Here is a 23,518-nt window from a genome sequence, read left to right as displayed (position 1 = left end):
GCCCTGGCGGCCCCTCTTGGACGCGCCGCTCCCGCCCCCCGGTCGACTTGACCATTGCTTTACCCCGTCATGGGTGCTCCATCGCCCGCCCGTGATCGGCCCGTGAGCGGCGGGGCCGCTTGAGAGCTGAATCACTGACCGGGCGGGTATCAGCATGGTAAGGGTCGGTTAAGTTAGGTCCGCCTCACCGGCCGCGGTGGGGTTCGCGTTCGTCAGTGACCCGTCTTGGAGCCCTCTATGCGACCCGTGCGACCTGTCCGCCTGTCCGTCGTCACCGCTGTCGCCACCGCGGCCGCCCTGACCGCCGTCACGGGCTGCACGGAGAAGAGCGACGCCAAGGGCGGTGGCGCGCACAGCGTGCAGGTGACCGCCACCGACGACAAGTGCGAGGTCTCCAAGAAGAAGCTGACCGCCGGGCACGTCGAGCTGGCCATCGAGAACAAGGGCTCGAAGGTCACCGAGGTCTACCTCCTCTTCCCCGACGACCGCATCGTGAGCGAGCGCGAGAACATCGGCCCCGGCACCAAGCAGAAGCTCACCGCCGAGGTGAAGGCCGGCGCGTACGAGATCGCCTGCAAGCCCGGCATGAAGGGCGACGGCATCCGCCAGAAGGTCACCGTCACCGGCGGCGGGAAGACGGCCGCGCGCGACCCGCGCCTGGACAGGGCCGTCGCCGCCTACCGCGCCTACGCCCAGTCCCAGGCCGACGAGACGCTGCCGAAGACGAAGGTCTTCACCGACGCCGTGCGCGAGGGCGATCTGGCGGCCGCGAAGAAGGCGTACGCCGACTCCCGCATCGGCTGGGAGCGCACCGAGCCGGTCGCCGAGTCCTTCGGTGACATCGACCCGAAGGTCGACTTCCGCGAGGACGGCCTGGAGGACGGCCAGGACCCCGAGAAGGACTGGACGGGCTGGCACCGTCTGGAGCGGGCCCTGTGGAAGGACAAGAAGATCGGCAAGCGCGAGAAGGAGCTGGCCACCCTTCTCGACAAGGACCTCAAGGACTGGCAGCAGCGCGTCGGTAAGGCCGTGATCACCCCGACCTCCATGGCCAACGGCGCCAAGGAGCTGCTGGACGAGGTCGCCACCGGCAAGGTCACCGGCGAGGAGGAGCGCTACTCCCACACCGACCTGGTCGACTTCAAGGCCAATGTCGAGGGCGCCGAGAAGTCCTACGAGCTGCTGAAGCCCGTCGCCGCCGAGAACGACCCGAAGCTCACGAAGGAACTCGACAAGCAGTTCGCGGCCCTGGACAAGCTCCTGGAGAAGTACCGCGAGGGCGGCCCGGACTCCTACGGCTTCACCTCCTACGACAAGGTCGCCAAGGCGGACCGCAAGGAGCTGTCCGACGGGGTCAACGCGCTCGCCGAGCCGCTGTCCAAGCTGGCCGCGGCCGTCGCGAAGACCAAGTAGCGGCTGGGGGACCCGATGCCTGACGACAACACCCACGACACCCGCGTGCCGTCCCGGCGTTCGCTGCTCGGCTGGGGCGGCGCCGGGCTCGCGCTCGGCGCCGCCGCGGCCGGCGGCGCGGTGGCGGTGACCCGCTCCGGCGACGAGGTGGCTCCCGCCGGGGAGACGGGCGGCGCCGTCCCCTTCCACGGCGCGCACCAGGCCGGCATCGCCACGCCCGTGCAGGACCGGCTGCACTTCGCGGCGTTCGACGTGAAGACGGACGACCGCGCGGAGTTCGTCCAGCTCCTCAAGGACTGGACGAGGGCCGCCGCGCGGATGACCGCCGGCCACACCGTCGGCGAGGGCGCGCACGGCGGGCTCGCCGAGGCGCCGCCGGACGACACCGGTGAGGCGCTCGGCCTCAAGCCGTCCCGGCTGACGCTGACGATCGGCTTCGGACCCTCCCTGTTCGAGAAGTTCGACCTGGCCGAGCGACGGCCGAAGGCCCTGGTCGAGCTGCCCAAGTTCCCCGGCGACAACCTCGACAAGGCCCGCAGCGGCGGCGACCTGTGCGTGCAGGCCTGCGCGGACGACCCGCAGGTGGCGGTGCACGCCATCCGCAACCTCGCCCGCATCGGCTTCGGCAAGGTCGCCGTGCGCTGGTCGCAGCTCGGCTTCGGCAAGACGTCCTCGACGACGCCGGACGCGCACACGCCCCGCAACCTCTTCGGTTTCAAGGACGGCACGCGCAACGTCTCCGGGCAGGACACGGCGGCGCTGGCCAAGCACGTGTGGGTCGGCGAGAAGGACGGACCCGACTGGCTGGCGGGCGGCTCCTACCTCGTGGCGCGCCGCATCCGGATGAACATCGAGACGTGGGACCGCACCTCGCTCGGTGAACAGGAGGACGTGTTCGGGCGCGACAAGGGCGAGGGCGCCCCGGTCGGCAAGGCCAAGGAGCACGACGAGCCGTTCCTGAAGGCGATGAAGCCCGACGCGCATGTGCGGCTCGCGCACCCCGACGCCAACGACGGGGCGACGATCCTGCGCCGCGGCTACTCCTTCACGGACGGCACCGACGGCCTCGGCCGGCTGGACGCGGGGCTCTTCTTCCTCGCCTACCAGCGGGACGTGCGCACCGGTTTCATCCCGGTCCAGCGCAACCTGGCGCGCTCCGACGCGCTCAACGAGTACATCCAGCACGTGGGTTCCGCGCTCTTCGCGGTCCCGCCGGGCGTCCGCGACAAGGACGACTGGTGGGGCAGGGGCCTGTTCACCGGGGAGGCGTAGCCGATGTTCGGCAACTATCTGATCGGTCTGCGCGAGGGTCTGGAGGCCAGCCTGGTCGTCTGCATCCTCATCGCCTACCTGGTGAAGACCGGGCGGCGGGACGCGCTGGCACCGATCTGGACCGGCATCGGCGTCGCGGTGGCGCTCGCGCTCGGCTTCGGCTGCGCGCTGACCTTCGGCTCGCAGGAGCTGACGTTCCAGGCCCAGGAGGCCCTCGGCGGTTCGCTGTCGATCGTCGCGGTGGCGCTGGTGACGTGGATGGTCTTCTGGATGCGGCGCACGGCGCGGCACCTGAAGGCCGAACTGCACGGCAAGCTGGACTCGGCCCTCCAGATGGGCACGGCCGCGCTGGTGGCGACCGCGTTCCTGGCGGTGGGCCGGGAGGGCCTGGAGACGGCCCTGTTCGTGTGGGCGTCGGTGCGGGCCTCCAGTGACGGTTCGCACGGGCCGCTGCTCGGCGTGCTCCTCGGGCTGCTGACGGCGGTCGTGCTCGGCTGGCTGTTCTACAAGGGTGCGGTCCGCATCAACCTCGCGAAGTTCTTCACCTGGACCGGCGCCATGCTGGTCGTGGTGGCGGCGGGCGTGCTCGCGTACGGCGTGCACGACCTCCAGGAGGCGGAGTTCGTCGGCGGGCTGCGGGACAAGGCGTTCGACATCAGCACGACGATCCCGCCGGACAGCTGGTACGGCACGCTTCTGAAGGGCGTCTTCAACTTCCAGCCCGATCCGACGGTGCTTCAGGTCGTGGTTTGGCTGCTGTATCTGGTCCCCACACTGGTGTTCTTCTTCGCCCCGGCCCGGACGGCGAGCAGGCCCCCGGCCGCCGCCGAGGCGGCTGCGCCGCCCCGGTAGGGTTCGGGCCCGGGAGAAGGGCGTAGGTGAGGGGACCTCCATGAGCAAGGTGCGCAGGTTTCGCGGTGTCCGCAGGCCGCTCGCGGCGGTGGCCGCGGCGGGTGCCCTGTCGGTGGCGGCGACCGGTTGCGTGACGGTGCACGGCGAGCGGGAGGTCGTCCCCGCGGCGACGAAGGCCGAGGCCGCCAAGGCCCTCAAGTCCTTCCTGGCCGCCTACAACAAGGCGGAGAGGACGTACGACCCGGCCGCGGACGCCGCCCGGATCACCGGTCCGCTGGGCGCCATCAACCAGGCGGGCCTGCGGTCGCGGCGCGTCCAGCACCCGGGGGGCAACCCCGGGGCGACACCGCTGAGGCTGACGGACGTGTCGTACGCGATCCCGAAGAAGGCCGGTTGGCCGCGCTGGTTCCTCGCCGATGCCGAGGCCAACCGCAAGGTCGGCGGCCGCGGGGACACGCGCTGGCTGTGGATCTTCACCAAGGGCGGCCCCGAGCAGCGGTGGGAGGCGTCCTATCTGAACCTCGTGGCGCCCGCCAAGGTGCCCCGCCTGAAGAAGGACGAGGACGGGTGGGCGGTGCCCGTGCGGGCCGGCGCGGCGGACCTGGCGGTGGCGCCGCGGAAGCTGGGCAAGGCGTACACGGCGTATCTGAAGTCGGGCGGCGACACGTTCGCGCCGGGCGACCACACGTCGAAGTGGAAGGCGCTGCGCGACCGGAACACCAAGCGGCTCGGGGTGGGCGTGCAGTACCTGGACTACCCCATGGACTCCGGTGACTTCGCCCCCGTGGGGCTGCGCACGAAGGACGGCGGGGCGCTGGTCTTCTTCGCCACGCACCACTACGAGAGGCAGACGGCCGCCAAGGGCATCGACCTGCGTCTCGACCCGGACGTCAAGGCGCTTTTGAAGGGCGAGGTGCGCCAGTCGGTGACGCTGGAGCGCGTCGCGAACCAGGTGGTCCTGGACCCGGCGAGGTCCGGCGGCGACAAGGTCGCGTTCCTCGGCCGCATCCAGGGGCTCACGGGCGCGAAGGGCGACCAGTAGCTCGGCGCGCGCGTCCTCAGCCGCCCAGCGGCCAGGCGGCCGTCTCCTGCCGGGGGCCGTCCGCGAACCGCGCGCACTCGTCGGTGAGGGTCTCCAGGAGCGTCAGCGGGTCCGGCAGCGGGTGTTCGGGGCCGCGCACCCAGCGCACGTCCAGGTCACCGGGGAGCCGGGCGGGCGGCACCAGGACGTAGGAGCCGCGGCAGTGCCAGCGCAGGCCCGGGTGCTCGTCCATCGTCTCGGGGTGGCAGTCCAGCTCGCAGGGCCACCACTCGTCCTCGTCCTCGGGGGTGCCGCGGGTGGCGGTGTAGAAGAGCATCCGGTCGTCGCCCGACTCGGCCACGGGGCCGACGTCGATGCCCGCTTCGAGGAGGCGGCGCAGCGCCTCGCGGCCGGCGTCCAGCGGCACGTCGAGGACGTCGTGGACCATGCCGGTGGCGGTGATGAAGTTCGCCTGCGGCTGGTCGCGGGCCCAGCGCTCGATCTGGCCGGGGTCGGTCGTGGACTGCGTCTGCCAGGCGAAGGAGACGGGGTGGCGGGCGGGCGTGGGGCAGCCGACGCGGTCGCAGGAACATCGGTAGCCCGAGGGGTGTGCGGCCGGGGCGAGGGGCAGCCCGGCGGCCGCGGCGGCGCGCAGCAGGTCCTCGCGGGCCCGGTCGTCGGCCGTCGTGTCCTTGGGACGACGGCGAAGCCACTGGGAAATCCTGCCCTGCCCGCCGGACCGGCTGCCGAACTCCGCGCCCATCTAGCCCCTCACCTCGCCGTTGTGCCGAAAGCTTGACCCATGGTCCCACCATCCTGCGCCTCCGGGGGGCGGAGCCCGCATCCGGGGTGGCCGGGGGGATGCCAGGCGCCCCCTGCCATCCCCCCTCATCGCCTACTAAGTGGTGATTTGCCCTGGACCCCCCTACGGTGTCGCCATGGTCATTAGGACTGCGCTGACAGGCCTCACGGCGCTGGCCCTCACGGCACCGAGCGGCTTCCTCGCCCCGATCGAGTGGGGCAGGGGACCCCTGACCGTGGACGCGCTGCCCCGCGTCGTCTACACCGCGCACCGCGGCGGCGCCCTGGAGGTGCCGGAGAACAGCATGGCGGGGCTGCTCGCGGCGTACGAGCGGGGCACCGCGCAGGTCATCGACTTCGACACCCGGATACTGCGGGACGGCACGCCGGTGGTCATGCACGACAGGACCCTGGACCGCACCACCTACGCGGTGGGCCCGGTGCGGATGTTCGACCGGTACACCTGGCACGGCGTCGTGCTGCGGCCCGACGCCTCGCTGCCGGGCCGGTGGCGTCCGGAGCGGGCGCCGACGGTCGAGGAGGTCCTGGACCGGTTCGGCGGGCGGATCATGCTGATGCTGGAGGCCAAGGACCCGCACGGCCTCGACGAGCTGGCCCGGCTGATCCGCTCCCGGGGCCTGGCCCGCTCGGTCTTCGTCAACTCCAACAGCCCCGCGGTGGCGCGGCGCGCCCACGATCTCGGCCTGCTGGCGCAGCTGTGGCGCTCCAAGGCGCAGCTGCGCACCGACCGGCCCGAGCGCTGGGCCGCGTACGTGGACGTCCTGGACGTGGACCACAAGGCGCGGGACAGGGATCTGGTGCGCGCGGTGAAGTCGGGCGTCCCGCGGGTGTGGGCGCACACGGTGACCACGCCGAAGCAGCGCGACCGCGTGCTGCGGCTCGGCTGCAACGGCGTCATCACGGACGCCCCCGGGCTGCTGTCGCGCACGCCGATCGAGCCGGCGCGGCCCGCCCGGCGGGCGTAGCCGGGTCGCCGGCCGGGCCGGTCAGGAGGTCGCGGGGCGGGTGGCGATGCCGTACAGGGCGTATTCGACGAGCTTGTCCGCGTAGGCGTGGGTGAGGGGGCCCGAGCGCATCAGCCAGCGCTGGGCCAGCGGGCTCGACCACAGTTCCAGGGCGATGCGGGGGTCGACGTCGGGCAGGACGTGGCCCGCGTCCTGGGCCTGGCGCAGGCGCTTCACGAAGAGCTGGAGCTGCGGTTCGAGGAGTTTCTCCACGAACTCGGCGCCCAGTTCGGGGTTGAGCAGGCCCTCGGCGGCGAGCGCGCGGTAGGGGGCGTCGTACTTGGGGTCGTTGAACTCGTCGACGGTGGCCCGCATGACGAACTTGAGGTCGGCCTCCAGGTCCCCGGAGTTCGTGATCTCGGTCTGGGTCACGCCCTCGCCGGCCTGCCGGCTCGCGGCCTCGGCGGCCTGCGCGCCGAGGTCGAGGAAGGCGTCGAGCAGCACGGCTCCCTTGGACGACCACCAGCGGTAGATCGTCTGCTTGCCGACGCCGGCGCGGGCCGCGATGGCCTCGATCGTCAGCTTGGCGTAGCCGACCTCGCCGACGAGGGCCAGGGCGGCGTCGTAGATCGCGCGGCGCGAACGTTCGCTGCGGCGCGTGGAGTCAGGGGCGGTCTTCTGGGCCATGCCCTCGAAGGTACCAGCGGCCGAACGATACGTACCGTCTTGACAAGACGCAGCGTCTCGTTCAAAGTGGACTCCGAAGCGAGACGGAGCGTCTCGTCTACTCGATGGAGGTGGGCACCATGGCCCGAGGTGGATCCGGAGGCATGCTGGGCGTCGGCGGCACCCGCAGCAATCTCCCCCGCCAGGCCCTGCGGGGCGCGGGCCGGGGCGGACGCGTCGGCGGCGGGCTCAGCGCCCAGGAACAGAAGCGCGAACTGCTGCGCAGGCTGATGGAGGGCCGCGAGAGGCACGGCCGGTCTTGAGGGCAGGGGCGCGGGCCGCCACGCGCCGTGTCGGACCGTGCCGGCCAGACCGTGCCGGGCCAGACCATGCCGGACCTGCCGCCCCGGACCGGACCGCGCCGGGCCGTGGAGCACGGTGGGCCGAGGATGGCAACCACCCGTTCGGTGCACAGCGCGGAGGCTCCTCACACCGCACTATGGGCAGCAACTGCCCTACGGCGGGCGGCGGCTGCCGCACCATGGGCAGCAGCCGCCCCCGCGTGGACGGCACCTGACCCTGCGGTACGTGAGGAGCCTTCGTTGTCCCGTTTTCCTCGCTCTCCTCGGCGCGCCACACCCCGGCGCTATCTGATGTGCCCACCGGCACACTTCAAGGTCACCTACTCCATCAACCCCTGGATGGACCCCGCCAAGCCGGTCGACGTCCCGCTCGCCGTCGCCCAGTGGGAGGACCTGCGCGACCGGTACCGCTCGCTCGGCCACACCGTCGAGGAGCTGGTCCCGCGCCCCGGCCTGCCCGACATGGTCTTCGCCGCGAACGGCGCGACCGTCGTGGAGGGGCGGGTGCTCGGCGCGCGCTTCGCCTACCCGGAGCGGGAGAAGGAGGCGGCGGCCCACCTGGAGTGGTTCCGCGCGCACGGCTTCACCGAGATCCACGAACCCACCCACATCAACGAGGGCGAGGGCGACTTCGCCGTCACCTCCTCCTACGTGCTGGCCGGGCGCGGCTTTAGGGCCAGCCCCCTCTCACACGGCGAGGCGCAGGAGTTCTTCGGCCGCCCGGTGATCGGGCTGGACCTCATCGACCCGCGCTACTACCACCTGGACACCGCGCTCGCCGTCCTGGACGACGCGGCGGACGAGGTCATGTACTACCCGCCCGCCTTCTCCCCCGGCAGCCGGGCGGTCCTGCGGAGCCTGTTCCCCGACGCGGTGATCGCCGAGGAGGCCGACGCCGAGGCGCTCGGCCTCAACGCCGTCTCCGACGGACTCCACGTGCTGCTCCCCCAGGCCGCGTTGGGGCTCTACGAACCCTTGCGGGCACGCGGCTTCGAACCCATCGGGATGGACCTGGGCGAACTGCTCAAGGGCGGCGGCAGCGTGAAGTGCTGCACGCAGGAGCTGCGGACCTAACCCCTGGGGAGCTTCGCCGGGCAGAGCCGGCGCGGTGCGTCGTCGCCCTTGAGGCGGGCGTCGACACAGCCGCCCGGCAGCCCCCGGTACGCCGTGGTCCCGAAGTTGGCCGTCACCGTCAGCGTGCCCTTGCCGAAGACGGTGCGCTGGACGGTGCGGTCGGCCGTCAACTGCCGGAAGTCGGTGAGCTGTTCGGTGCCGGCCGCCTTGTGCAGGGGCGAGAAGTACTGCTGGAGTGCGGCCAGTTCCACGCCGTGCTTGTTCAGCGAGGGGCCGTCCAGGACGTAGTTGAGGGGGGTGTTGTAGAGCATCGCGAGCAGCGCGCGCGTGGTTTTCTGCGCGGGCAGCTTCTCGTACGACAGTTCCCAGCGCTCGGTGTTGACGAGCGAGCCGTGCAGGGCGGTCTCGTAGAGCGGGACGCGGTAGCGGGGGTCGTACATCGCCTTCGTGAGACCGGCGGGGAGGTCGACCGGCTTGAAGAAGACGCCGGGGGCGTTCTCGGGGTAGTAGCCGCCCCACTTCTCGCGGTCCTTCTGGAGCCGCCACATGCCGTCGGCGACCGGCGTCGCGCCGCCGTGGTCGAAGGCCAGCGCCTTGTTGGCCCACGCCTGCGCGCTCTCCGAGCCGAGGACCAGGCCCCGGTCCGCGATGCGCCGCATCCGGGCGAGGCGGTGTTCACGGTCCTCGGCCTTCGTCATGCGGTGGCCCTCGCCGTGGTCGCGGAAGAGTTCGCCGGTGGCGTCGACGTCGAGGAAGTAGCTGTCGGCACCGTTGGCGACCATCGAGCGGGTGCGGTCGGCGAGGTAGTGGTGCGCCTTCTCCGCCCGCGCGAAGGCGCGTGAGCTGAGGTAGCAGCCGCGCCCGCCGAAACCGGTCCGCGGCTCGCCCTGCGCGTCGCGGACGCAGAAGTCGGGGTAGACGGTGCCCGGCCAGATCGCGTTCGGGGCGTCGGCCGTCCTCGGGTCCTGGCCGTTGGCGAAGGAGTCGTAGGGGCCGATGAGGTATCCGGCCTTCCGCGCGGCGCGCACCGCCGCCTTGCCCGGGTAGGGCTTGCCGTCGTAGCCGAGCCACATCCGGTCGACGCCGAGCTTCCTGAGCCGCTCGATGCCCGTGGCCTCGCGGGCCTCGCCCCAGGTGTAGGCGTGGAAGGCGCCGAGGAGGCGGCCGATCGCGGGGTTTTTGGTGATCTTCCGGCGCAGGCTGCCGAGTTGGCCGCGCTCGGCGAGGTAGGAGCGGTAGTCGGCGGCGGGCGCGACCGGGTCGCCGTCGGTCAGCGCGAAGGTGACCGTGTAGTCGCGGGTGCCCTCGCCGGCGTCGAAGGCGTGCCGTGCGGTGGCGCGCAGGCGGCCGCCGGGCGCGGTGAAGCCGAGGGTGGTGCCGATGTCGGTGGGCGTGAGGTAGCTGACGCCGGCGCCCCTGCCGAGGGAGTACCCCCACAGCGGCAGGGTCAGCTCGGCGCCGACGTCGACGGTGCTGCCCGTGAGCGCTCCTTCGCCGGTGGTCCAGAAGGGGTCCCCGGCGGGGATGTCCAGGCCCTCGCCGCGCGGCAGTTGCAGCGCCGAGGCGGCGGCGTCGGTGCCGGTGACGGGCCAGCTCACGGAGGTGTCGCGGTGGGCCTTCAGGCGCAGCGAGAGGCGGCCGTGGTCGGTGCGGGCGGTGACGTCGATGCCGCGTTCGGGGTAGCTCCAGCGGGCCTGTGCGGCGCCGGTGCGCGTGACCGGGCCCGGGTGGCCGAGGTCGGTGCCGGCGGGGGCGGAGAGCGTCAGGTCACGGCCGTCGCGGGTGTGGGCGCGTACGGCGAGGGACGCGGTGTCCACGACGGCGGTGCCGCCGTGGACGGCGAGTTCGACCCGGCGGCCGTGCGCGGGTCCGGCGCCGGCGGCGTGGGCGGAGGAGGTCGCCGCGGCCGCGGCGAGGGCCAGGGCGACGGAGGAGGCGAGGAGTCGGCTCCCCGGCCGCCTGCGGGCGTGGCTGGGGTTATGGCCGTAGTCGCGGCCGGGGGAACTGGTGTCGGTCGTCATGGGGATGTGGATAGTCACCGCTTCTAAGAGGCTTGTGAGAAACGGGGCGACTGCCCTTGCCAGAGATCGTCGTGGTACCAATACGGGCGCGCGGGAACCACAGACGGCTTTTTCGCGTCGCACCACGAGAACCGAACAGTGGGCCCACCGGGGCCCTGGGGGAAGAAGAGGTATCAGCGCAGTGAATCGCATGCGCACGTCCGTCGCGGTCCTGGCCACCGCTGGAGCACTCACCGCCGGTCAGCTCGGCATGGCGGGGGCCGCGTCCGCGGCGACGAAGCCGACGCCGCGCGCCGCGTCGGCCACGCCGAGCGTCGCCCCGCGGACCACCGGCTGCCCGATCGACATCGTCTACACCTCCCGTTTCCAGATCGACCGGAACGGCTGGGTGACCAACGGCGGCCTGTACTTCGGGCTGAAGAACAAGAGCACCAAGACCTTCAAGAAGGTCAGCTTCACGGTGACCAACGTCAAGAACATCCGCTTCGGGAGTGCCACTCCCAAGGGCGGCAAGGTCACCCACAAGACGTCGAAGACCGTCACCGTCTACGACAAGAGCCTCGCGGGCAAGGCCAAGCTCGGCGTCAAGGTGCGCACGCACCTGCTGAACACCCGCAGCTACAAGGTGAAGTTCAACGTGCGCGGCAACGGCTGGAACTGCGCCGTCGACCAGGGCACCTGGGGCGCCTGAGTCACCCCTGTGACGCGGGCGGGGGCGGCCACGCGTCGCCCCAGTCCGCGTCCCGGGCCGCACGGTAGAGGGCGCCGTGCCGCTTGGTCACGGTCTGCCGGCGCAGCTGCTCCTCGGCCCCGCACAGGTCGAGGAGCACCTGGCCCTTGCGGATCTGGGGCCGGCGCACGATCCGGTCCCGCGGCGGGCGCGGCTCGAAGCGGGTCGCCGCGACGTAGCTGAACTTCTCGTCCTCGTACGCCAGTGAGCCGCCCTTGACCTGGCGGTGCAGGGACGTCCTGCTGACCCGCGCCGAGAAGTGGCACCAGTCCGTGCCCGGCTCGATGGGGCACGCCGCGCTGTGCGGACAGGGCGCCGCGATCCGGAAGCCCGCGGCCAGCAGCTGGTCCCGGGCCTCCAGGACGCGCGTGTAGCCGTCGGGGGTGCCGGGCTCCACGATGACGACGGCCTCGGTGGCCGCCGCTGCCGCCGCGTCGACGACCGAGCGCCGGTCGGCCTGCGTCAGCTCCTTCAGGACGTACGAGACGGTGACGAGGTCGGCGGCGTCGAGCGCGGGCGCGGCGCCGATACGGGCGCGCTGCCAGCGGGTGCCGCGCAGTTGCGGGGCGCTTCGCGCCAGTTCCCGGCCGAGCGCGAGGGCGGGCTCGGCCCAGTCGAGGACCGTGACGGCACGCTCGCCCTCCCAGGTCGCCGCGGCCGCCCAGACCGCCGCGCCGGTCCCGCCGCCGACGTCCACCTGGCTGGCCGGCGCCCACCCCTCGGGGGCCGCGTCCGCGAGGGCCGCCAGCGCGGAGCGCACCGCCTCGAAGGTGGCGGGCATGCGGTAGGCCGCGTAGGCGGTGACGTCGGCGCGGTCCCGCAGGATCGGGGCGTCGGTCGGGGTGCTTCCCCGGTAGTTCTCGATCAGCCGCGTGACGGCCTGCGAGGCCTGCGTGGGCGCCAGCCCGTCCAGCGCCCTCGCGAGGGCGCCGCTCAGGATCTCTGCCGGGGAGGTCGGCGCCGCTAGGTTCAGGTCGTTCACCCAGCGATTCTACGGGCCCCGCCGAGACGCGGGGCCGGCACGCCCGCCCCACCCACCAATCGCACGTGCGGCTGCGTCGTGGTTGCTCGCGCAGTTCCCCGCGCCCCTGAGGGGATGTCGCCTCCGCCCCTTATCTATCGGCCCAGGGCGAGCCCCGTTAGGGGCGCGGGGAACTGCGCGAGCGGCCGCAGACGCGCCGCGCACGCGGTTGCCGCGGCATCGGGCAGACGCGTGCGCGGGTTGTCCGGGGCTGGGCGCGCCCCTGAGGGAACCGGCCCGAGGCCGCTACGTTCGCGCCGCGCGAGCGAGGCGCGTGGCCGCCGTCGCTCGGGGGGTGTTGTCGGCGGGCCGCCGCCGGGGGTGGACGGTGTTGGCCAGCAACACCAGGAACGTGTCCGTGGCCCGGTCGAGGACCAGGGACGTGCCGGTGAAGCCCGTGTGGCCCGCCGCGCCGCGACCCGCCAGCTCGCCCATGAACCACGGCTGGTCGACGCCGAAGCCGAGGCCGGAGCCGGTGAACAGCAGCTCGACGAAGTCGGGGCCGAGGATGCGGGCCCTGCCGTAGGCGCCACCGCACAGCAGGGTGCGGCAGAACACGGCGAGGTCCCTGGCGGTGGAGAAGAGCCCCGCGTGTCCGGCGACGCCGCCGAGCGCCCAGGCGTTCTCGTCGTGGACGACGCCCCGCAGCATCCCCCGGTCCGCCTTGGCCCAGGGCCTGCGCTGGTCCTCCGTGGCGGCGGCGTCCGGCCGGGGTCCGAAGCCGGTGGCGGCCATGCCGAGCGGGCGGGTGATGCCCTCGCGCACGAGGACGTCGAGGGAGCGGCCGGTGAGGCGCTCCAGGACGTGCTGGAGCAGCAGCATGTTCAGGTCGGAGTAGACGTACGCGCCGGGCGGCGTCGTCCGGACAGTCGTAGAGCGGGAGTTCGGGCCGCAGTCCGGAGGTGTGGGTGAGGAGCCGGCGCACCGTGATGCCGTGTGCGGCGGCGGCCCGGAACTCGGGGAGGTACGCCCCGACCCGCGCGTCGATGCCCAGCGTGCCGCGCTCCAGCTGCTGCACGGCGGCGACCGTGGTGAAGAGCTTGGTGAGCGAGGCCAGGTCGAAGGGCGTGTCGGCGCGCATCGGCACCTGCCGCTCGGGCGGCAGCTCGACGCCCGTGTCGGTCACCGGGTCGTACGCGGAGTAACGCACCGCCCGGCCCGCCGCCTCCTCGGCCGCGATCACCGGGCCCCTGCCGGCGAGCACCACGGCCCCCGCGCACCAGGGCCGGGGCCCGCGCGGCAGCTCGCGCACCTCGGCGAGGAGGCGGCCGATCTCGTCGGGGTCGAGGCCCGCGCTGTCGGGGGTGCCGGTGCGCAGGAGCCGGGGTGCGCTCAGTGGTCCGCCTCCTGCGTGGTCGCGTGCTGCCAGGGGCGGCACAGTCCCACGAAGCAGGCGATGGCCGCCAGCGCGCAGACCAGTTGGACGACGGCCATGGGGACGGCCGTGTCCTCGCCCGCGATGCCGACGAGCGGCGAGGCGACGGCGCCGATGAGGAAGGAGGTGGTGCCGAGGAGCGCGGAGGCGGAGCCGGCGGCGTGCGGGGTGCGGGTGAGGGCGAGCGACTGGGTGTTGGGCATGGCGAGGCCCATCGTCGACATCAGGACGAAGAGCCCGGCCGCGACGGGGAACAGCCCGACGTCGCCGAAGACGCCGGTGGTCATGAGCAGCAGCGCGGTCGCGGCGACGGTGAGGGAGGCCAGGCCGACGGCGAGGACCTTGTTCAGGCTGACGCGGCCGACGAGGACCTTGCCGTTGAGCTGGCCGGCGGCGATCAGTCCGACGGAGTTGACGCCGAACAGGAGGCTGAAGGTCTGCGGGGAGGCGCCGTAGATCTCCTGGATCACGAAGGGCGAGGCGGAGATGTACGCGAAGAGCGCGGCGAACGCGAAGCCGCCCGCGACCATGTAGCCGGTGAAGACGCGGTCGGCGAGGAGCGAGCGCATGGTGCGCAGCGCCTCGACGGTGCCGCCGCTGTGCCGCTTGTCGGGGTCGAGGGTCTCGGGCAGGCGCCGCCACACCAGGAGTGTCAGCGCGGTGCCGACGCCCGTGAGGACGACGAAGACGCCGCGCCAGTCGGTGACGCGCAGGACCTGGCCGCCGATGAGGGGCGCGACGACCGGGGCGACGCCGGAGATCAGCATCAGAGTGGAGAAGAACCGGGCCATCTCCACGCCGTCGTAGAGGTCGCGGACGACGGCGCGGGCGATGACGATGCCGGCGGCGCCCGCGAGGCCCTGGAGGAGGCGGAAGCCGATGAGGAGTTCGACGGTGGGCGCGAAGGCGCAGATCGCGGTGGCGGCGATGTAGACGAGCAGGCCGACCAGGAGGGGACGGCGGCGGCCCCACTTGTCGCTCATCGGGCCGACGACGAGCTGGCCGAGGGCCATGCCCAGCAGGCAGGCGGTCAGGGTCAGCTGCACGGTCGCGGCGGGGGCGTGCAGGGCGTCGGTGACCTCCGGCAGGGCCGGCAGGTACATGTCCATGGAAAGCGGCGGTACGGCGGTGAGGCCGCCGAGGACGAGGGTGACCAGGGCGCCGGTGCGACGGAGGGCGGCGAGCCTTCCGGGCTCCGCCGCCCCGGGTATCCGGTGCTCTTCCGTTGTCTGCCCGCACTCAGGCATCGCGCCCCTCCCGGTTGATCGGATCGCTGTCCATGGTCGCAGCTCCGGGTGCGTGCCCGGCACCGCATTTCGCCCCGGGCGCGATCTCGTGGGGCGCCGCCCGCTCTTTCCGGTCGGCCGTCCTGCGCGCGCGGCCGCCCTCTAGAACACCTGGGCCGAAGGGATACGGAGGGTGGGCGAATTCCCTGCCTCCAGCGAATCCCGGAGCCGTCGAAGAAGCGTACAAGGCTGCCCTTTTCGAGCATTATCACGTTCATGCCGGGCGGCGGATGAGCAATTTTCCCGGGCATTACTGCGCACCGGCGCCCCCTTTTCCCTGACGCCCGAAGTCAACTCCACGACCAGCCGTTCACCGGACGGGGTACCCCTCGTACCCCGGAGCGTGTGCTCACCTCAGGAGCACCCGTGAGGTGGAAGTGTGGCACCCCCCTGACCACTTGCCGATCCGGACAAGGCCCGATGAAAATCTCCTTTCTGCTGCAGAACGCATACGGAATGGGTGGCACCGTCCGCGCCACTTTCAATTCCGCCGGTGCCCTCGCCGAACGCCATGACGTGGAGATCGTCAGCGTCTGGCGGACGCACGACAGGCCCAGCTTCCCGCTCAGCGGAAAGGTCCGGCTGCGGCCGCTCATCGACAGGCGTCCGCACTCCCGCCGGGGCGGCCCGGGCCCCGGACCGGTGAGCGGGCCGAGCGCGCTGGTCCCTGCGGTGGAGGCGCGCGGGGCCGGCTTCGACCGGCTCACCGACCGGCGGGTGGCGTGGTTCCTCGCCCGTACCGACGCCGACGTGGTGGTGGCCACGCGGCCGGGTCTGGTGATCTACCTGGCCGAGTTCGGCCGCCGCCACTACCTGCGGATCGGCCAGGAGCACCGGGTCTACGGCACCCACGAGCCCGGCATCCGCGCCGCCCAGGACGCCGCCATCGCCGCGCTGGACGCGCACACCACCGTCACCGAGGCGGACGCCGTCACCCACCGCCGGCACCTCGCGGCCACGGGCACCCCGATCGCGCACCTCCCCAACTCCTCGCCGCCGCCCGCCACGGCGCCCTCGGACGGCGGCTCACGCCTCGTCGTCGCCGGTGGGCGCCTGATCCCGGTGAAGCGGTACGGCCTCCTCGTGGACGCCTTCGCCACCGTGGCCGCCGCGCATCCGGGGTGGCGGCTGCGGATCTACGGCCGGGGCCCCCAGCAGGCCGCGCTGCGCGCCCGCATCGACGAACGCGGCCTGAACGACCACGTCTTCCTGATGGGCGCCAACCCCTGCCTCGCCACCGAGTGGGCCAAGGGCGCGATCGCCGCCGTCTCCTCGCGCGAGGAGTCGTTCGGCATGACCATCGTGGAGGCCATGCAGTGCGGCACTCCCGTGGTCGCCACCGACTGCCCGCACGGGCCCGGGGAGATCATCCGGGACGGCGAGGACGGGCTGCTCGTCCCGCCGGGCGACAGCAAGGCCTTCGCCCGTGCCCTGATCACGCTGATCGAGGACGCGGACCTGCGGCGCGCCATGGGCACCGCCGCCCGGCGCAACGCCGAGCGGTACGCGCCGGAGCACATCGCCCGGCGCTACGAGGAGCTGATCGCCGGACTGCGGGCCTCCGCACCGCCCGCGCCGGTCCCGCTCGACCGCCGACTGGCGGCCGGCGTCGCCCACGCCGGGACGGCCGCCCGCCGGACGCTGGCGCAGACGGCGCGGACCGTGCGCCGGGCGGCGCGGGGACGCGCCGGCGGCCTCGCCCCGCTGCGCCCGCGGGCGGCGTGCGCCGTGGACGCCGCGGGCGACCTCGTCGTACGTCTGGACCAGGCGGGGATGCGGGGCGGCGCGTTCACGCTGACGGCCACGCTCCGGGGGTCCGAGGGCCGGGGCGAGGATCTGCTCACCGTGCCGCTGCGGCCGCCCGGGACGGACGAGGCGCCGTGGACGGCCGTCCTGGAACGCGGCGCCCACGCGCTCGCCGAGGGCCGCTGGGACTTCCACGTCATCCGGTCGGACGACGGGGCCCGCCGCCGTGTCGCCGCCACGAGCGTCGACCAACGCGCGCTGGTGGACCTGGCGGCCCTACCGGACGCGCCGTTCCGCTGGTGGATCCCCTATCCGACCGTCAAGAACAACCTCTCCCTGCGCACCTGGCACCGCCCCGCCCACGCCGAGGCCCGCACGCTGACCACCGACCGCACGTCGTGCACGGTGGAGGGCGCGCTGCACGGCGCCGCGTTCGCACCGGGGCAGCGCCCCCGCCTGCTCGCCGTGCCGCGCCGGGATCCCGCCGCCGCCTTCGAGACCGAGGTGACGACGTCCGGCGCGCACCGCTTCCGCTTCCGCCTGCCCTACGCCCTGGCCCTGGCGGCGGGCGACGGCGCGCCCGAGACGTGGGAGCTGTCGCTGCGCCCGGCGCCCGGGGCCGAGCCCGTGCGGGTGGGGCGCGTCCTCGGGGACGTCGTCGACCGCAGGCGCAGCGATGTGTACGCGGCCGCCGAGGCGCTCCGGGGCGAGCCCGGCACGCCCGTCCTGGTACGCCCCTGCTTCACCGCGCACCACGACCTGGCCCTGACGCTCAGGGCGGCCCCGGACCAGGCCGACCAGAGCCCCACCGGACAGCGTCCCGCCGGGCAGGGCGACTACGCGGGCCGCAGCCCCGGGGCGCCCGCTTCGGTCACGAAGGACGCCGCCGTCTTGAGGGAGGCACCGGGCGTCGTGACCGCCGAGACCGTCTTGAAGTCCGCCCGCGCCTCGTCGCGGCCGAGGCCGACCGTCACGTAGCCGCGGCGCCCGTTGTAGAACTTCAGGTGCGGGTTCGCCTTGGTGTACGTGTCCCAGTTGGCCGGCTTGTCCGCGCCGTCCTTGCCGCTGGAGATGGACGTCGTGACGATCTCCGTGCCGACGGTCCTGGAGGACGGGTCGTCGAAGTCGGCCTTGATGTCGAAGGCGTAGCCGACGTGCACGTCGCCGGTGAGGACCATGAGGTTCTCCAGGCCGGCCGCCCTGGCGCCCGCGAGGACGCGCTTTCGGGAGGCGCGGTAGCCGTCCCAGGCGTCCATGGAGAGCTTGGCCCGGTCGGTGAGGTCCAGTTTGCGCTGGGAGAAGGTGACCTGCTGCGGGACGACGTTCCACAGGGCGCGCGAGCGGCGCCAGCCGTCGAGGAGCCAGCGCTCCTGGGCGGCGCCGGTGATGGTGCGCCTCGGGTCGTCCGTCTCGGGCCCGGGGGCGTGGGCCTTGTCGCCGTACGCCTGGTCGGAGCGGTACTGCCGGGTGTCGAGGATGTCGAACTGGGCGAGGCGGCCCCAGGTCAGGCGGCGGTAGAGGCGCGCGTCGGGGCCCTTGGGCCGCTGCGGGAGGCGCAGCGGCAGGTTCTCCCAGTAGGCGCGGTAGGCGGCGGCGCGGCGCAGCAGGAACTCGGCCGGGGGGTTGCCGTTCTCGTCGATGTCGTCCGCGTAGTTGTTCTCCGTCTCGTGGTCGTCCCAGGTGACGACGAAGGGGTGTGCGGCGTGCGCGGCCCGCAGGTCGGGGTCGGACTTGTAGAGGGCGTACCGCAGGCGGTAGTCCTCCAGGGTCAGCGTCTCCTTGTTGAAGTGCGCGGGCAGCGTGCGGTCGGTGTAGGCGCGGGCGCCGCCCCTGGCGTCGACCGCGTACTCGTAGAGGTAGTCGCCGAGGTGGAAGACGACGTCGACGTCGTCCTGCGCCAGGTGCTTGTACGCGGTGAAGTAGCCGTCGTGGTAGGCCTGGCAGGAGACGGCCGCGAGGGTGAGGGTGCTCGTGGCGCTGCCCGGCGCGGGGGCGGTGCGGGTGCGGCCCGTCCCGCTGGTCCAGCGGCCCGCCTTGAAGCGGAAGTAGTAGCCGCGGCCCGCTTCGAGGTGGTCGACCTCGACGTGCACGGTGTGGTCGAACTCGGGGTGGGCGGTGGCGACGCCCCGTCTGGCGACGCGCCGGAAGCGGGCGTCGTGGGCCAGTTCCCAGTGGACGGCGACGCGTTCGGCCGGCAGGCCGCCGCCGGGCTCGTGGGGGGCGGGGGCGAGCCGGGTCCACAGCAGCACCGAGGAGGGCAGCGGGTCGCCCGAGGCGACGCCGAGGGTGAAGGGGTCCTTGCCGATGCGGCGGGCGTCCAGCTCGGCGGCGCCGGCGACACCCGCGACGGGCAGGTTGGTGGTGAAGGCGAGCGCGGCGGCGGCGCCGGTCACGGTGAGGAAGCGGCGGCGCCCCACGTGACGTGCCGCGGCCCGGAGTTCGGGCGAGTACTGCTGGGCTGCGAGTGACATGTGGCCCTCCCCTGACGATTGCTGTCAGGGGCATGTAACTGGCGGGGGACGACCTGTGACTGTCGCGTACACAACAGCCGTATGGCGGGCGGGTGATGTCCCCGTGGCCGGGCCTCCCGTACGCTGCGGGGCCATGAACGCCGAGCGAACTGCCTCATCGACCGCGCCGGGCATTCCCGTGGAGACCACCGGGGACGGCACTGTGGAGACCACCGCGGAAGGCGTCGGGGACCCGGCCGTGGTCGCCGCCGCCGAGAGCGTCGTGGAGAGCGCCGCGGAGAGCCTCGTGGAAAGCCTCGTGGAGAGCGCCCCGCACAGGACCCCGAAGGTCGCCGTGGTGACCGGCGCCGGGTCCGGGATCGGCCGCGCCGTCGCCGTCGAACTGCTCGCGGCGGGGTGGTCGGTGGCGCTCGCGGGCCGCCGCGTGGAGGCCCTGGAGGAGACGGCCGCCCTCGCCGTCGCGAAGGACGGCGCCACCTTGTGCGTACGGACCGACGTGTCGCGGCCCGAGGACGTGGCGGCGCTCTTCACGGGCGTACGCGAGCGCTTCGGCCGCCTGGACCTGCTCTTCAACAACGCCGGGACGTTCGGCCCCGGCGGCGTCCCGGTCGAGGAACTCCCCTACGACGCCTGGCGCCACGTCGTCGACACCAACCTCAACGGCGCGTTCCTGTGCGCCCAGGCGGCCTTCCGGCAGATGAAGGAGCAGCTCCCGCAGGGCGGACGGATCATCAACAACGGGTCCATCTCGGCGCACGCGCCGCGGCCGCACTCGGTGGCGTACACCGCGACGAAGCACGCGCTGACCGGTCTGACGAAGTCACTGTCCCTGGACGGGCGGCCGTACCGGATCGCCGTCGGGCAGATCGACATCGGCAACGCCGCCACCGACATGACCGCGCGCATGCAGTCCGGGGTCCCCCAGGCCGACGGCCGGCTGGCGAGCGAGCCCGTGATGGACGTGGCGGACGTGGCGCGCACGGTGCGGCACATGGCGGAGCTGCCGCTGGAGGCGAACGTGCAGTTCGCGACGGTCCTCGCCACCACCATGCCGTACGTGGGCCGGGGTTGAGCCCGCCCGCGCCCGGCACATCTGCACAAGTGGAATAGGAAGTACCGAGTCAGCCCCGGCGGGTGGGCCCCGTATGCTCAGCTCCTCTCCACGAGAACTTCACACCTGGAGCACTCCTTGCGCATACGCACCATGGCCCCCGCGGTCCTCGCCGCCACCGCCCTGTCGGTGTCCCTGCTCGCCGCGTCGCCCGCCTCGGCGGTGACCGCGCGCCACCAGGGCGGGCTGCACCTCGGCTACATCCAGTACGACAGCCCGGGCAGCGACACCCGTTCGAACTCCTCGCTCAACGCGGAGTGGGTGAACATCCACAACAGCAGCTCGTCCGCGATCCAGCTCAAGGGCTACCGGCTCAAGGACGACACCGGCTACACCTACACCTTCGGCAGTTACCGGATCGGCGCCGGCAAGACCGTCAAGGTGCGCACCGGCAAGGGCTCCGACGCCTCCGGCGTGCGCTACTGGGGCCGGGGCAGCTACGTCTGGAACAACACCAGCGACAAGGCCCGCCTCGTCAAGCCGAGCGGCTCGCTCCAGGACTCCTGCTCCTGGACGCGCGCCGACGACGGCACGAAGAACTGTCACTGACCTCCGCCGAGGGAAGTGGGGCGGGCCCGCGGTGCGCCGCGGGTCAGGCCTGGCCCGTCTCGAAACGGGAGATCCGGCCGTCGTCCTCGACGGTGAAGTACCACTTGGTGCGCATCTCGCCCCAGGTGTCGTTGCGGTAGCCGACGAGCAGCGTGCGGCCGCCGGCCGACTCCGACTCGACGTCCATGTGGCCGTTGGAGGAGAAGATCTCCCGGTCGGCCCACTCGGCGAGGTCCCGGTCCGAGCCGTCGTCGGACATCGTCGCGTCCGGGGTCAGCAGTGCCTCGAAGGCGGCCTTGTCGTGGGCGTTCACCGCGGTGACGAAGGCCCGGACCGCGGGGTCGCCGAGCCGGTTTACCTGAATGCTCATGGGCCCACCGTCACATCGGGCCGCCGGCCGCGCCACCGGGAGCGGGCGGACGGCTCACCCGTACGGCCGCGCGGGCCGGGTGTCCGGCGCCGGTCCGTCGGACGGTGGAGGAAAGGCAGGCCCACCTCACCACCTCACCGGCTTGCCGCCCCACCGACCCGGGAGCCCCGATGACCTGTTCTTGCCTGGACCGACGCGACCTCGGGTTGCTGCTGCTGCGCGTGGGCACCGGAGGGGTGCTCGCCGCGCACGGCGCCCAGAAGCTGTTCGGCTGGTTCGGCGGCGGCGGCCTGGAGGGCACGGGGGCGTGGATGGAGTCCATCGGCTACGCGCCCGGCAAGGCGAACGCCACGGTCGCGGGCCTCGCCGAGGCGGGCGGCGGCACGCTGCTCGCCCTCGGCCTCGCGACCCCGGCGGCCGGCTCCGCCGCGGCGGGCGCGATGGCGGGCGCCGCCGCCGTGCACACCCCGCACGGTTTCTTCAGCCAGGGCGGCGGCTACGAGTACCCGGCGTTCCTCGGCCTGGTCTCCGCGGCCCTCGCCGTCACGGGCCCCGGCCGCTACTCCCTCGACCACGCGCTCGGCCACTCCCTCAACCGCGCCTGGATGGTGCCGGCCGCGCTCGCCGGGACGGCGGTGGGGGTACTCGCGACGCTGGGCGCCAGGAACAAGAAGGTCCGCGAACAGAGCGAGGACACCGCCCCGCAGGCGTAGCCGCCGGGTCCGGCCGAACGGGCGTACGCGTCCGACGACGCGCCGCCCGCGTTAAGGTCACGCGGGTACGGCGCGCGGCCGGCCGGGGCGGCCGGGGGCGCGGACAGCACGGACGGGAAAGAGGGGGCCGCGCACGATGGGCGCGAGGGTCACGGCGGTCAGCAGCAACCCCACGTACTCCTTCAGCAAGCCGAACCGCGGGAGCATCACGCTGCTCGCCGGGCTCGGGGTCGAGGGGGACGTGCACGCCGGGGAGAAGGTCAAGCACCGGTTCCGGATGCGGCGGGACCCGGACCAGCCGAATCTGCGCCAGGTCCACCTCATCCACGAGGAACTCCTGGACGAGCTGGTGGCGGACGGCTTCGCCGTGGCGCCGGGGGAGCTGGGCGAGAACATCACCACGCGCGGCGTCGACCTGCTCGGGCTGCCCACGGGCGCGCTGCTGCGCATCGGCGCGTCCGCCGTCGTGGAGATCACGGGGCTGCGCAACCCGTGCCGCCAGATCGACGGCTTCCGGGCCGGCCTCATGAAGAAGGTCGTCGGACGCGACGAGAACGGCACCGTCGCCCACCGGTCCGGGGTCATGAGCGTGGTCCGCCGGGGCGGCGAGATCCGCCCCGGCGACGCCATCGAGGTCGTCCTGCCCGAAGGACCCCACCGCCGGCTGAAGACGGTCTGAGGCCCCGCCCTACGGCCGCTGTCCGAACCAGGTGTCGGCGAGGGCATCCAGCGTGGGCTCGGGCGGGGCGGGCAGCTCCCGCAGGTACCAGGGCAGGTTGCTGTACACGTGGAGCAGGGTGTACGCGAGGATCTGACGCGGGTCGTACGTCGTTCCGTACGCCTTCATGAAGCGCGGCAGCAGCCCCGGCTCGGCCCGTGTGACGAAGAGCCCGACACCCACGAAGTCGTACGCCGGGTCGCCGATCATGGCGGGTTCGAAGTCGAGGAGACCGGTGAGGCGCCAGCCGTCGGCCGGGTCGACGATCAGGTGCTGGCGCATGAACTCCGTGTGCAGCAGGGCCCGTCGGGCTCCCGCGCCGCTGGCCGGCACGGGCAGGGGCACGGAGTCGAGGAAGCCGGGTATCTGCTCCAGCCAGTGCGCGGGCAGCGCGAAGGCGCTCTGCCGGTCCACCGCGCCCGCCCGCTGCCCGGCGAGGAAGGCGTCCCAGTCATCGGGCCCGAGCACGTCCGCGAGCGGCTCGGGGTCCAGGGCGTGCAGCGCCGCGAGGGCCTCCGCCGCGTCGGTGACGACCCGCTCCCGGTCGGCGCGCGGGATCTCGGGCCAGGCGGCGGCGAGGCCCCTGCCCGGCAGGCGGGACATCAGGACGTAGCGCCAGCCGTTCTCGAAGTCGCCGAAGTCGTGCACCCGGGGGGTGGCGACGGGAAGCCTGCCCTGGACGTGGCCGAGCACGCGGGCCTCGGTCACGGCGTCCTGGGCGTCCAGGCCGGGGAAGAGCTTCACCACGTGCCGGTCGCCGACCGCGTAGACGGGCTGGGACCCCTCCGGGTAGCGGGTCAGCGGCGCCCCGGCGAACCCGAGCCGCGCGCACAGCTCCTGCACCCCGGGCCGCATGATCGCCTCGTCGGGGACGACGCGGTCCCACTCCTCGTCCGTGTACACCTCGGGCAGCATGGGGGGCACCGTAGTGCTCGCCGCAGCGGCGCCGCGAACGAGTTTCCTCCGCCGGCGGGCCCGCGT

20 protein-coding genes and 2 pseudogenes are annotated in these 23,518 nt (G+C 73.1%); 13 read left to right on the top strand and 9 right to left on the bottom strand.

Features of this window, described 5'->3' with window-relative positions; all coding sequences use genetic code 11:
* Positions 1–246 precede the first annotated feature (246 nt).
* From efeO to ACZ5GP_RS03895, 4 genes are read left to right on the top strand one after another with little or no spacing between them, the layout of a single operon-like run.
* On the top strand, positions 247–1,413 hold the full coding sequence (gene efeO, locus ACZ5GP_RS03910) for an iron uptake system protein EfeO (RefSeq protein WP_468749676.1): 1,167 nt from the start codon (positions 247–249) through the stop codon (positions 1,411–1,413).
* A 15-nt stretch (positions 1,414–1,428) separates the two neighbouring features.
* Positions 1,429–2,685 carry an iron uptake transporter deferrochelatase/peroxidase subunit gene (efeB, locus tag ACZ5GP_RS03905; RefSeq protein WP_468749254.1) on the top strand — a complete coding sequence of 419 codons (1,257 nt, stop codon included), beginning with the start codon at positions 1,429–1,431 and terminating at the stop codon, positions 2,683–2,685.
* A 3-nt stretch (positions 2,686–2,688) separates the two neighbouring features.
* Positions 2,689–3,537 (top strand): iron uptake transporter permease EfeU, encoded by an 849-nt coding sequence (efeU, locus tag ACZ5GP_RS03900; RefSeq protein WP_468749253.1) that lies wholly within the window; start codon positions 2,689–2,691, stop codon positions 3,535–3,537.
* A 40-nt stretch (positions 3,538–3,577) separates the two neighbouring features.
* Positions 3,578–4,579, top strand: coding sequence for an SCO2278 family lipoprotein (locus ACZ5GP_RS03895; RefSeq protein ID WP_468749252.1), 1,002 nt, complete (start codon positions 3,578–3,580; stop codon positions 4,577–4,579).
* A 16-nt stretch (positions 4,580–4,595) separates the two neighbouring features.
* On the opposite strand, the gene ACZ5GP_RS03890 is transcribed toward ACZ5GP_RS03895, so the two are convergent.
* Positions 4,596–5,321, bottom strand: a complete 726-nt coding sequence (locus ACZ5GP_RS03890) for a bifunctional DNA primase/polymerase (RefSeq protein WP_358585621.1) — start codon at positions 5,319–5,321, stop codon at positions 4,596–4,598.
* 175 nt (positions 5,322–5,496) lie between these two features.
* Here ACZ5GP_RS03890 and ACZ5GP_RS03885 point away from each other — a divergent pair, with 175 nt between their 5' ends.
* On the top strand, positions 5,497–6,345 hold the full coding sequence (locus tag ACZ5GP_RS03885) for a glycerophosphodiester phosphodiesterase (protein WP_468749251.1): 849 nt from the start codon (positions 5,497–5,499) through the stop codon (positions 6,343–6,345).
* Between the two features lie 21 nt (positions 6,346–6,366).
* Here the strand turns inward: ACZ5GP_RS03885 and ACZ5GP_RS03880 are convergent, their stop codons facing one another.
* Positions 6,367–7,011: a TetR/AcrR family transcriptional regulator gene (locus ACZ5GP_RS03880; RefSeq protein ID WP_468749250.1), complete on the bottom strand. Its 645-nt coding sequence runs from the start codon at positions 7,009–7,011 to the stop codon at positions 6,367–6,369.
* Positions 7,012–7,130: 119 nt separating this feature from the next.
* On the opposite strand from ACZ5GP_RS03880, the gene ACZ5GP_RS03875 reads away from it, so the two are divergent.
* Together ACZ5GP_RS03875 and ddaH are read left to right on the top strand one after the other, a co-directional pair.
* Positions 7,131–7,313, top strand: coding sequence for a DUF6243 family protein (locus ACZ5GP_RS03875; RefSeq protein WP_468749249.1), 183 nt, complete (start codon positions 7,131–7,133; stop codon positions 7,311–7,313).
* A 279-nt stretch (positions 7,314–7,592) separates the two neighbouring features.
* Positions 7,593–8,426, top strand: a complete 834-nt coding sequence (gene ddaH / locus ACZ5GP_RS03870; protein WP_468749248.1) for a dimethylargininase — start codon at positions 7,593–7,595, stop codon at positions 8,424–8,426.
* Here ddaH and ACZ5GP_RS03865 read toward each other — a convergent pair.
* Entirely contained in the window at positions 8,423–10,447 is a 2,025-nt protein-coding gene (locus ACZ5GP_RS03865) for a glycoside hydrolase (RefSeq protein ID WP_468749247.1), read from the bottom strand. The two genes, ddaH and ACZ5GP_RS03865, sit on opposite strands and share 4 nt — an antisense overlap.
* Before the next feature lie 190 nt (positions 10,448–10,637).
* Here ACZ5GP_RS03865 and ACZ5GP_RS03860 point away from each other — a divergent pair, with 190 nt between their 5' ends.
* Positions 10,638–11,138, top strand: coding sequence for a hypothetical protein (locus ACZ5GP_RS03860; RefSeq protein ID WP_358701287.1), 501 nt, complete (start codon positions 10,638–10,640; stop codon positions 11,136–11,138).
* A 1-nt stretch (position 11,139) separates the two neighbouring features.
* On the opposite strand, the gene ACZ5GP_RS03855 is transcribed toward ACZ5GP_RS03860, so the two are convergent.
* The 3 genes and pseudogenes from ACZ5GP_RS03855 to ACZ5GP_RS03845 all read right to left on the bottom strand — a co-directional run bounded on the left by ACZ5GP_RS03855 (position 11,140) and on the right by ACZ5GP_RS03845 (position 14,820).
* Positions 11,140–12,159 carry a small ribosomal subunit Rsm22 family protein gene (locus tag ACZ5GP_RS03855; protein WP_468749246.1) on the bottom strand — a complete coding sequence of 340 codons (1,020 nt, stop codon included), beginning with the start codon at positions 12,157–12,159 and terminating at the stop codon, positions 11,140–11,142.
* 285 nt (positions 12,160–12,444) lie between these two features.
* Positions 12,445–13,567 (bottom strand): annotated as a pseudogene (locus tag ACZ5GP_RS03850) (serine hydrolase domain-containing protein).
* Positions 13,531–14,820: a multidrug effflux MFS transporter gene (locus tag ACZ5GP_RS03845; RefSeq protein WP_468749245.1), complete on the bottom strand. Its 1,290-nt coding sequence runs from the start codon at positions 14,818–14,820 to the stop codon at positions 13,531–13,533. The pseudogene ACZ5GP_RS03850 and the gene ACZ5GP_RS03845 overlap by 37 nt, the downstream one beginning before the upstream one ends.
* 459 nt (positions 14,821–15,279) lie before the next feature.
* Between ACZ5GP_RS03845 and ACZ5GP_RS03840 the strand changes: the two are divergent.
* Positions 15,280–16,362, top strand: a pseudogene (locus ACZ5GP_RS03840) (glycosyltransferase family 4 protein); the annotation flags it as partial.
* A 1,079-nt stretch (positions 16,363–17,441) separates the two neighbouring features.
* Here the strand turns inward: ACZ5GP_RS03840 and ACZ5GP_RS03835 are convergent.
* Positions 17,442–19,076: an alkaline phosphatase D family protein gene (locus ACZ5GP_RS03835; RefSeq protein WP_468749244.1), complete on the bottom strand. Its 1,635-nt coding sequence runs from the start codon at positions 19,074–19,076 to the stop codon at positions 17,442–17,444.
* A gap of 133 nt (positions 19,077–19,209) precedes the next feature.
* Here ACZ5GP_RS03835 and ACZ5GP_RS03830 point away from each other — a divergent pair, with 133 nt between their 5' ends.
* Together ACZ5GP_RS03830 and ACZ5GP_RS03825 are read left to right on the top strand one after the other, a co-directional pair.
* Positions 19,210–20,148, top strand: a complete 939-nt coding sequence (locus tag ACZ5GP_RS03830; RefSeq protein ID WP_468749243.1) for an SDR family oxidoreductase — start codon at positions 19,210–19,212, stop codon at positions 20,146–20,148.
* A gap of 117 nt (positions 20,149–20,265) precedes the next feature.
* Complete coding sequence (locus ACZ5GP_RS03825) at positions 20,266–20,736, top strand: lamin tail domain-containing protein (protein WP_468749242.1); 471 nt, start codon at positions 20,266–20,268, stop codon at positions 20,734–20,736.
* Between the two features lie 43 nt (positions 20,737–20,779).
* Here ACZ5GP_RS03825 and ACZ5GP_RS03820 read toward each other — a convergent pair whose 3' ends face one another.
* Entirely contained in the window at positions 20,780–21,106 is a 327-nt protein-coding gene (locus ACZ5GP_RS03820; RefSeq protein ID WP_468749241.1) for a nuclear transport factor 2 family protein, read from the bottom strand.
* A 170-nt stretch (positions 21,107–21,276) separates the two neighbouring features.
* On the opposite strand from ACZ5GP_RS03820, the gene ACZ5GP_RS03815 reads away from it, so the two are divergent.
* Together ACZ5GP_RS03815 and ACZ5GP_RS03810 are read left to right on the top strand one after the other, a co-directional pair.
* Positions 21,277–21,819 carry a DoxX family protein gene (locus ACZ5GP_RS03815; protein WP_468749240.1) on the top strand — a complete coding sequence of 181 codons (543 nt, stop codon included), beginning with the start codon at positions 21,277–21,279 and terminating at the stop codon, positions 21,817–21,819.
* Positions 21,820–21,955: 136 nt separating this feature from the next.
* On the top strand, positions 21,956–22,498 hold the full coding sequence (locus ACZ5GP_RS03810) for an MOSC domain-containing protein (protein WP_468749239.1): 543 nt from the start codon (positions 21,956–21,958) through the stop codon (positions 22,496–22,498).
* Between the two features lie 9 nt (positions 22,499–22,507).
* Here the strand turns inward: ACZ5GP_RS03810 and ACZ5GP_RS03805 are convergent, their stop codons facing one another.
* On the bottom strand, positions 22,508–23,452 hold the full coding sequence (locus ACZ5GP_RS03805) for an aminoglycoside phosphotransferase family protein (RefSeq protein WP_468749238.1): 945 nt from the start codon (positions 23,450–23,452) through the stop codon (positions 22,508–22,510).
* Positions 23,453–23,518: the final 66 nt, after the last annotated feature.

The sequence above is a fragment of the Streptomyces sp. NPDC031466 genome, from assembly GCF_055581265.1.
Note: the sequence above shows the minus strand (reverse complement) of the source record. Positions and strands in the feature narration are given on the sequence as shown.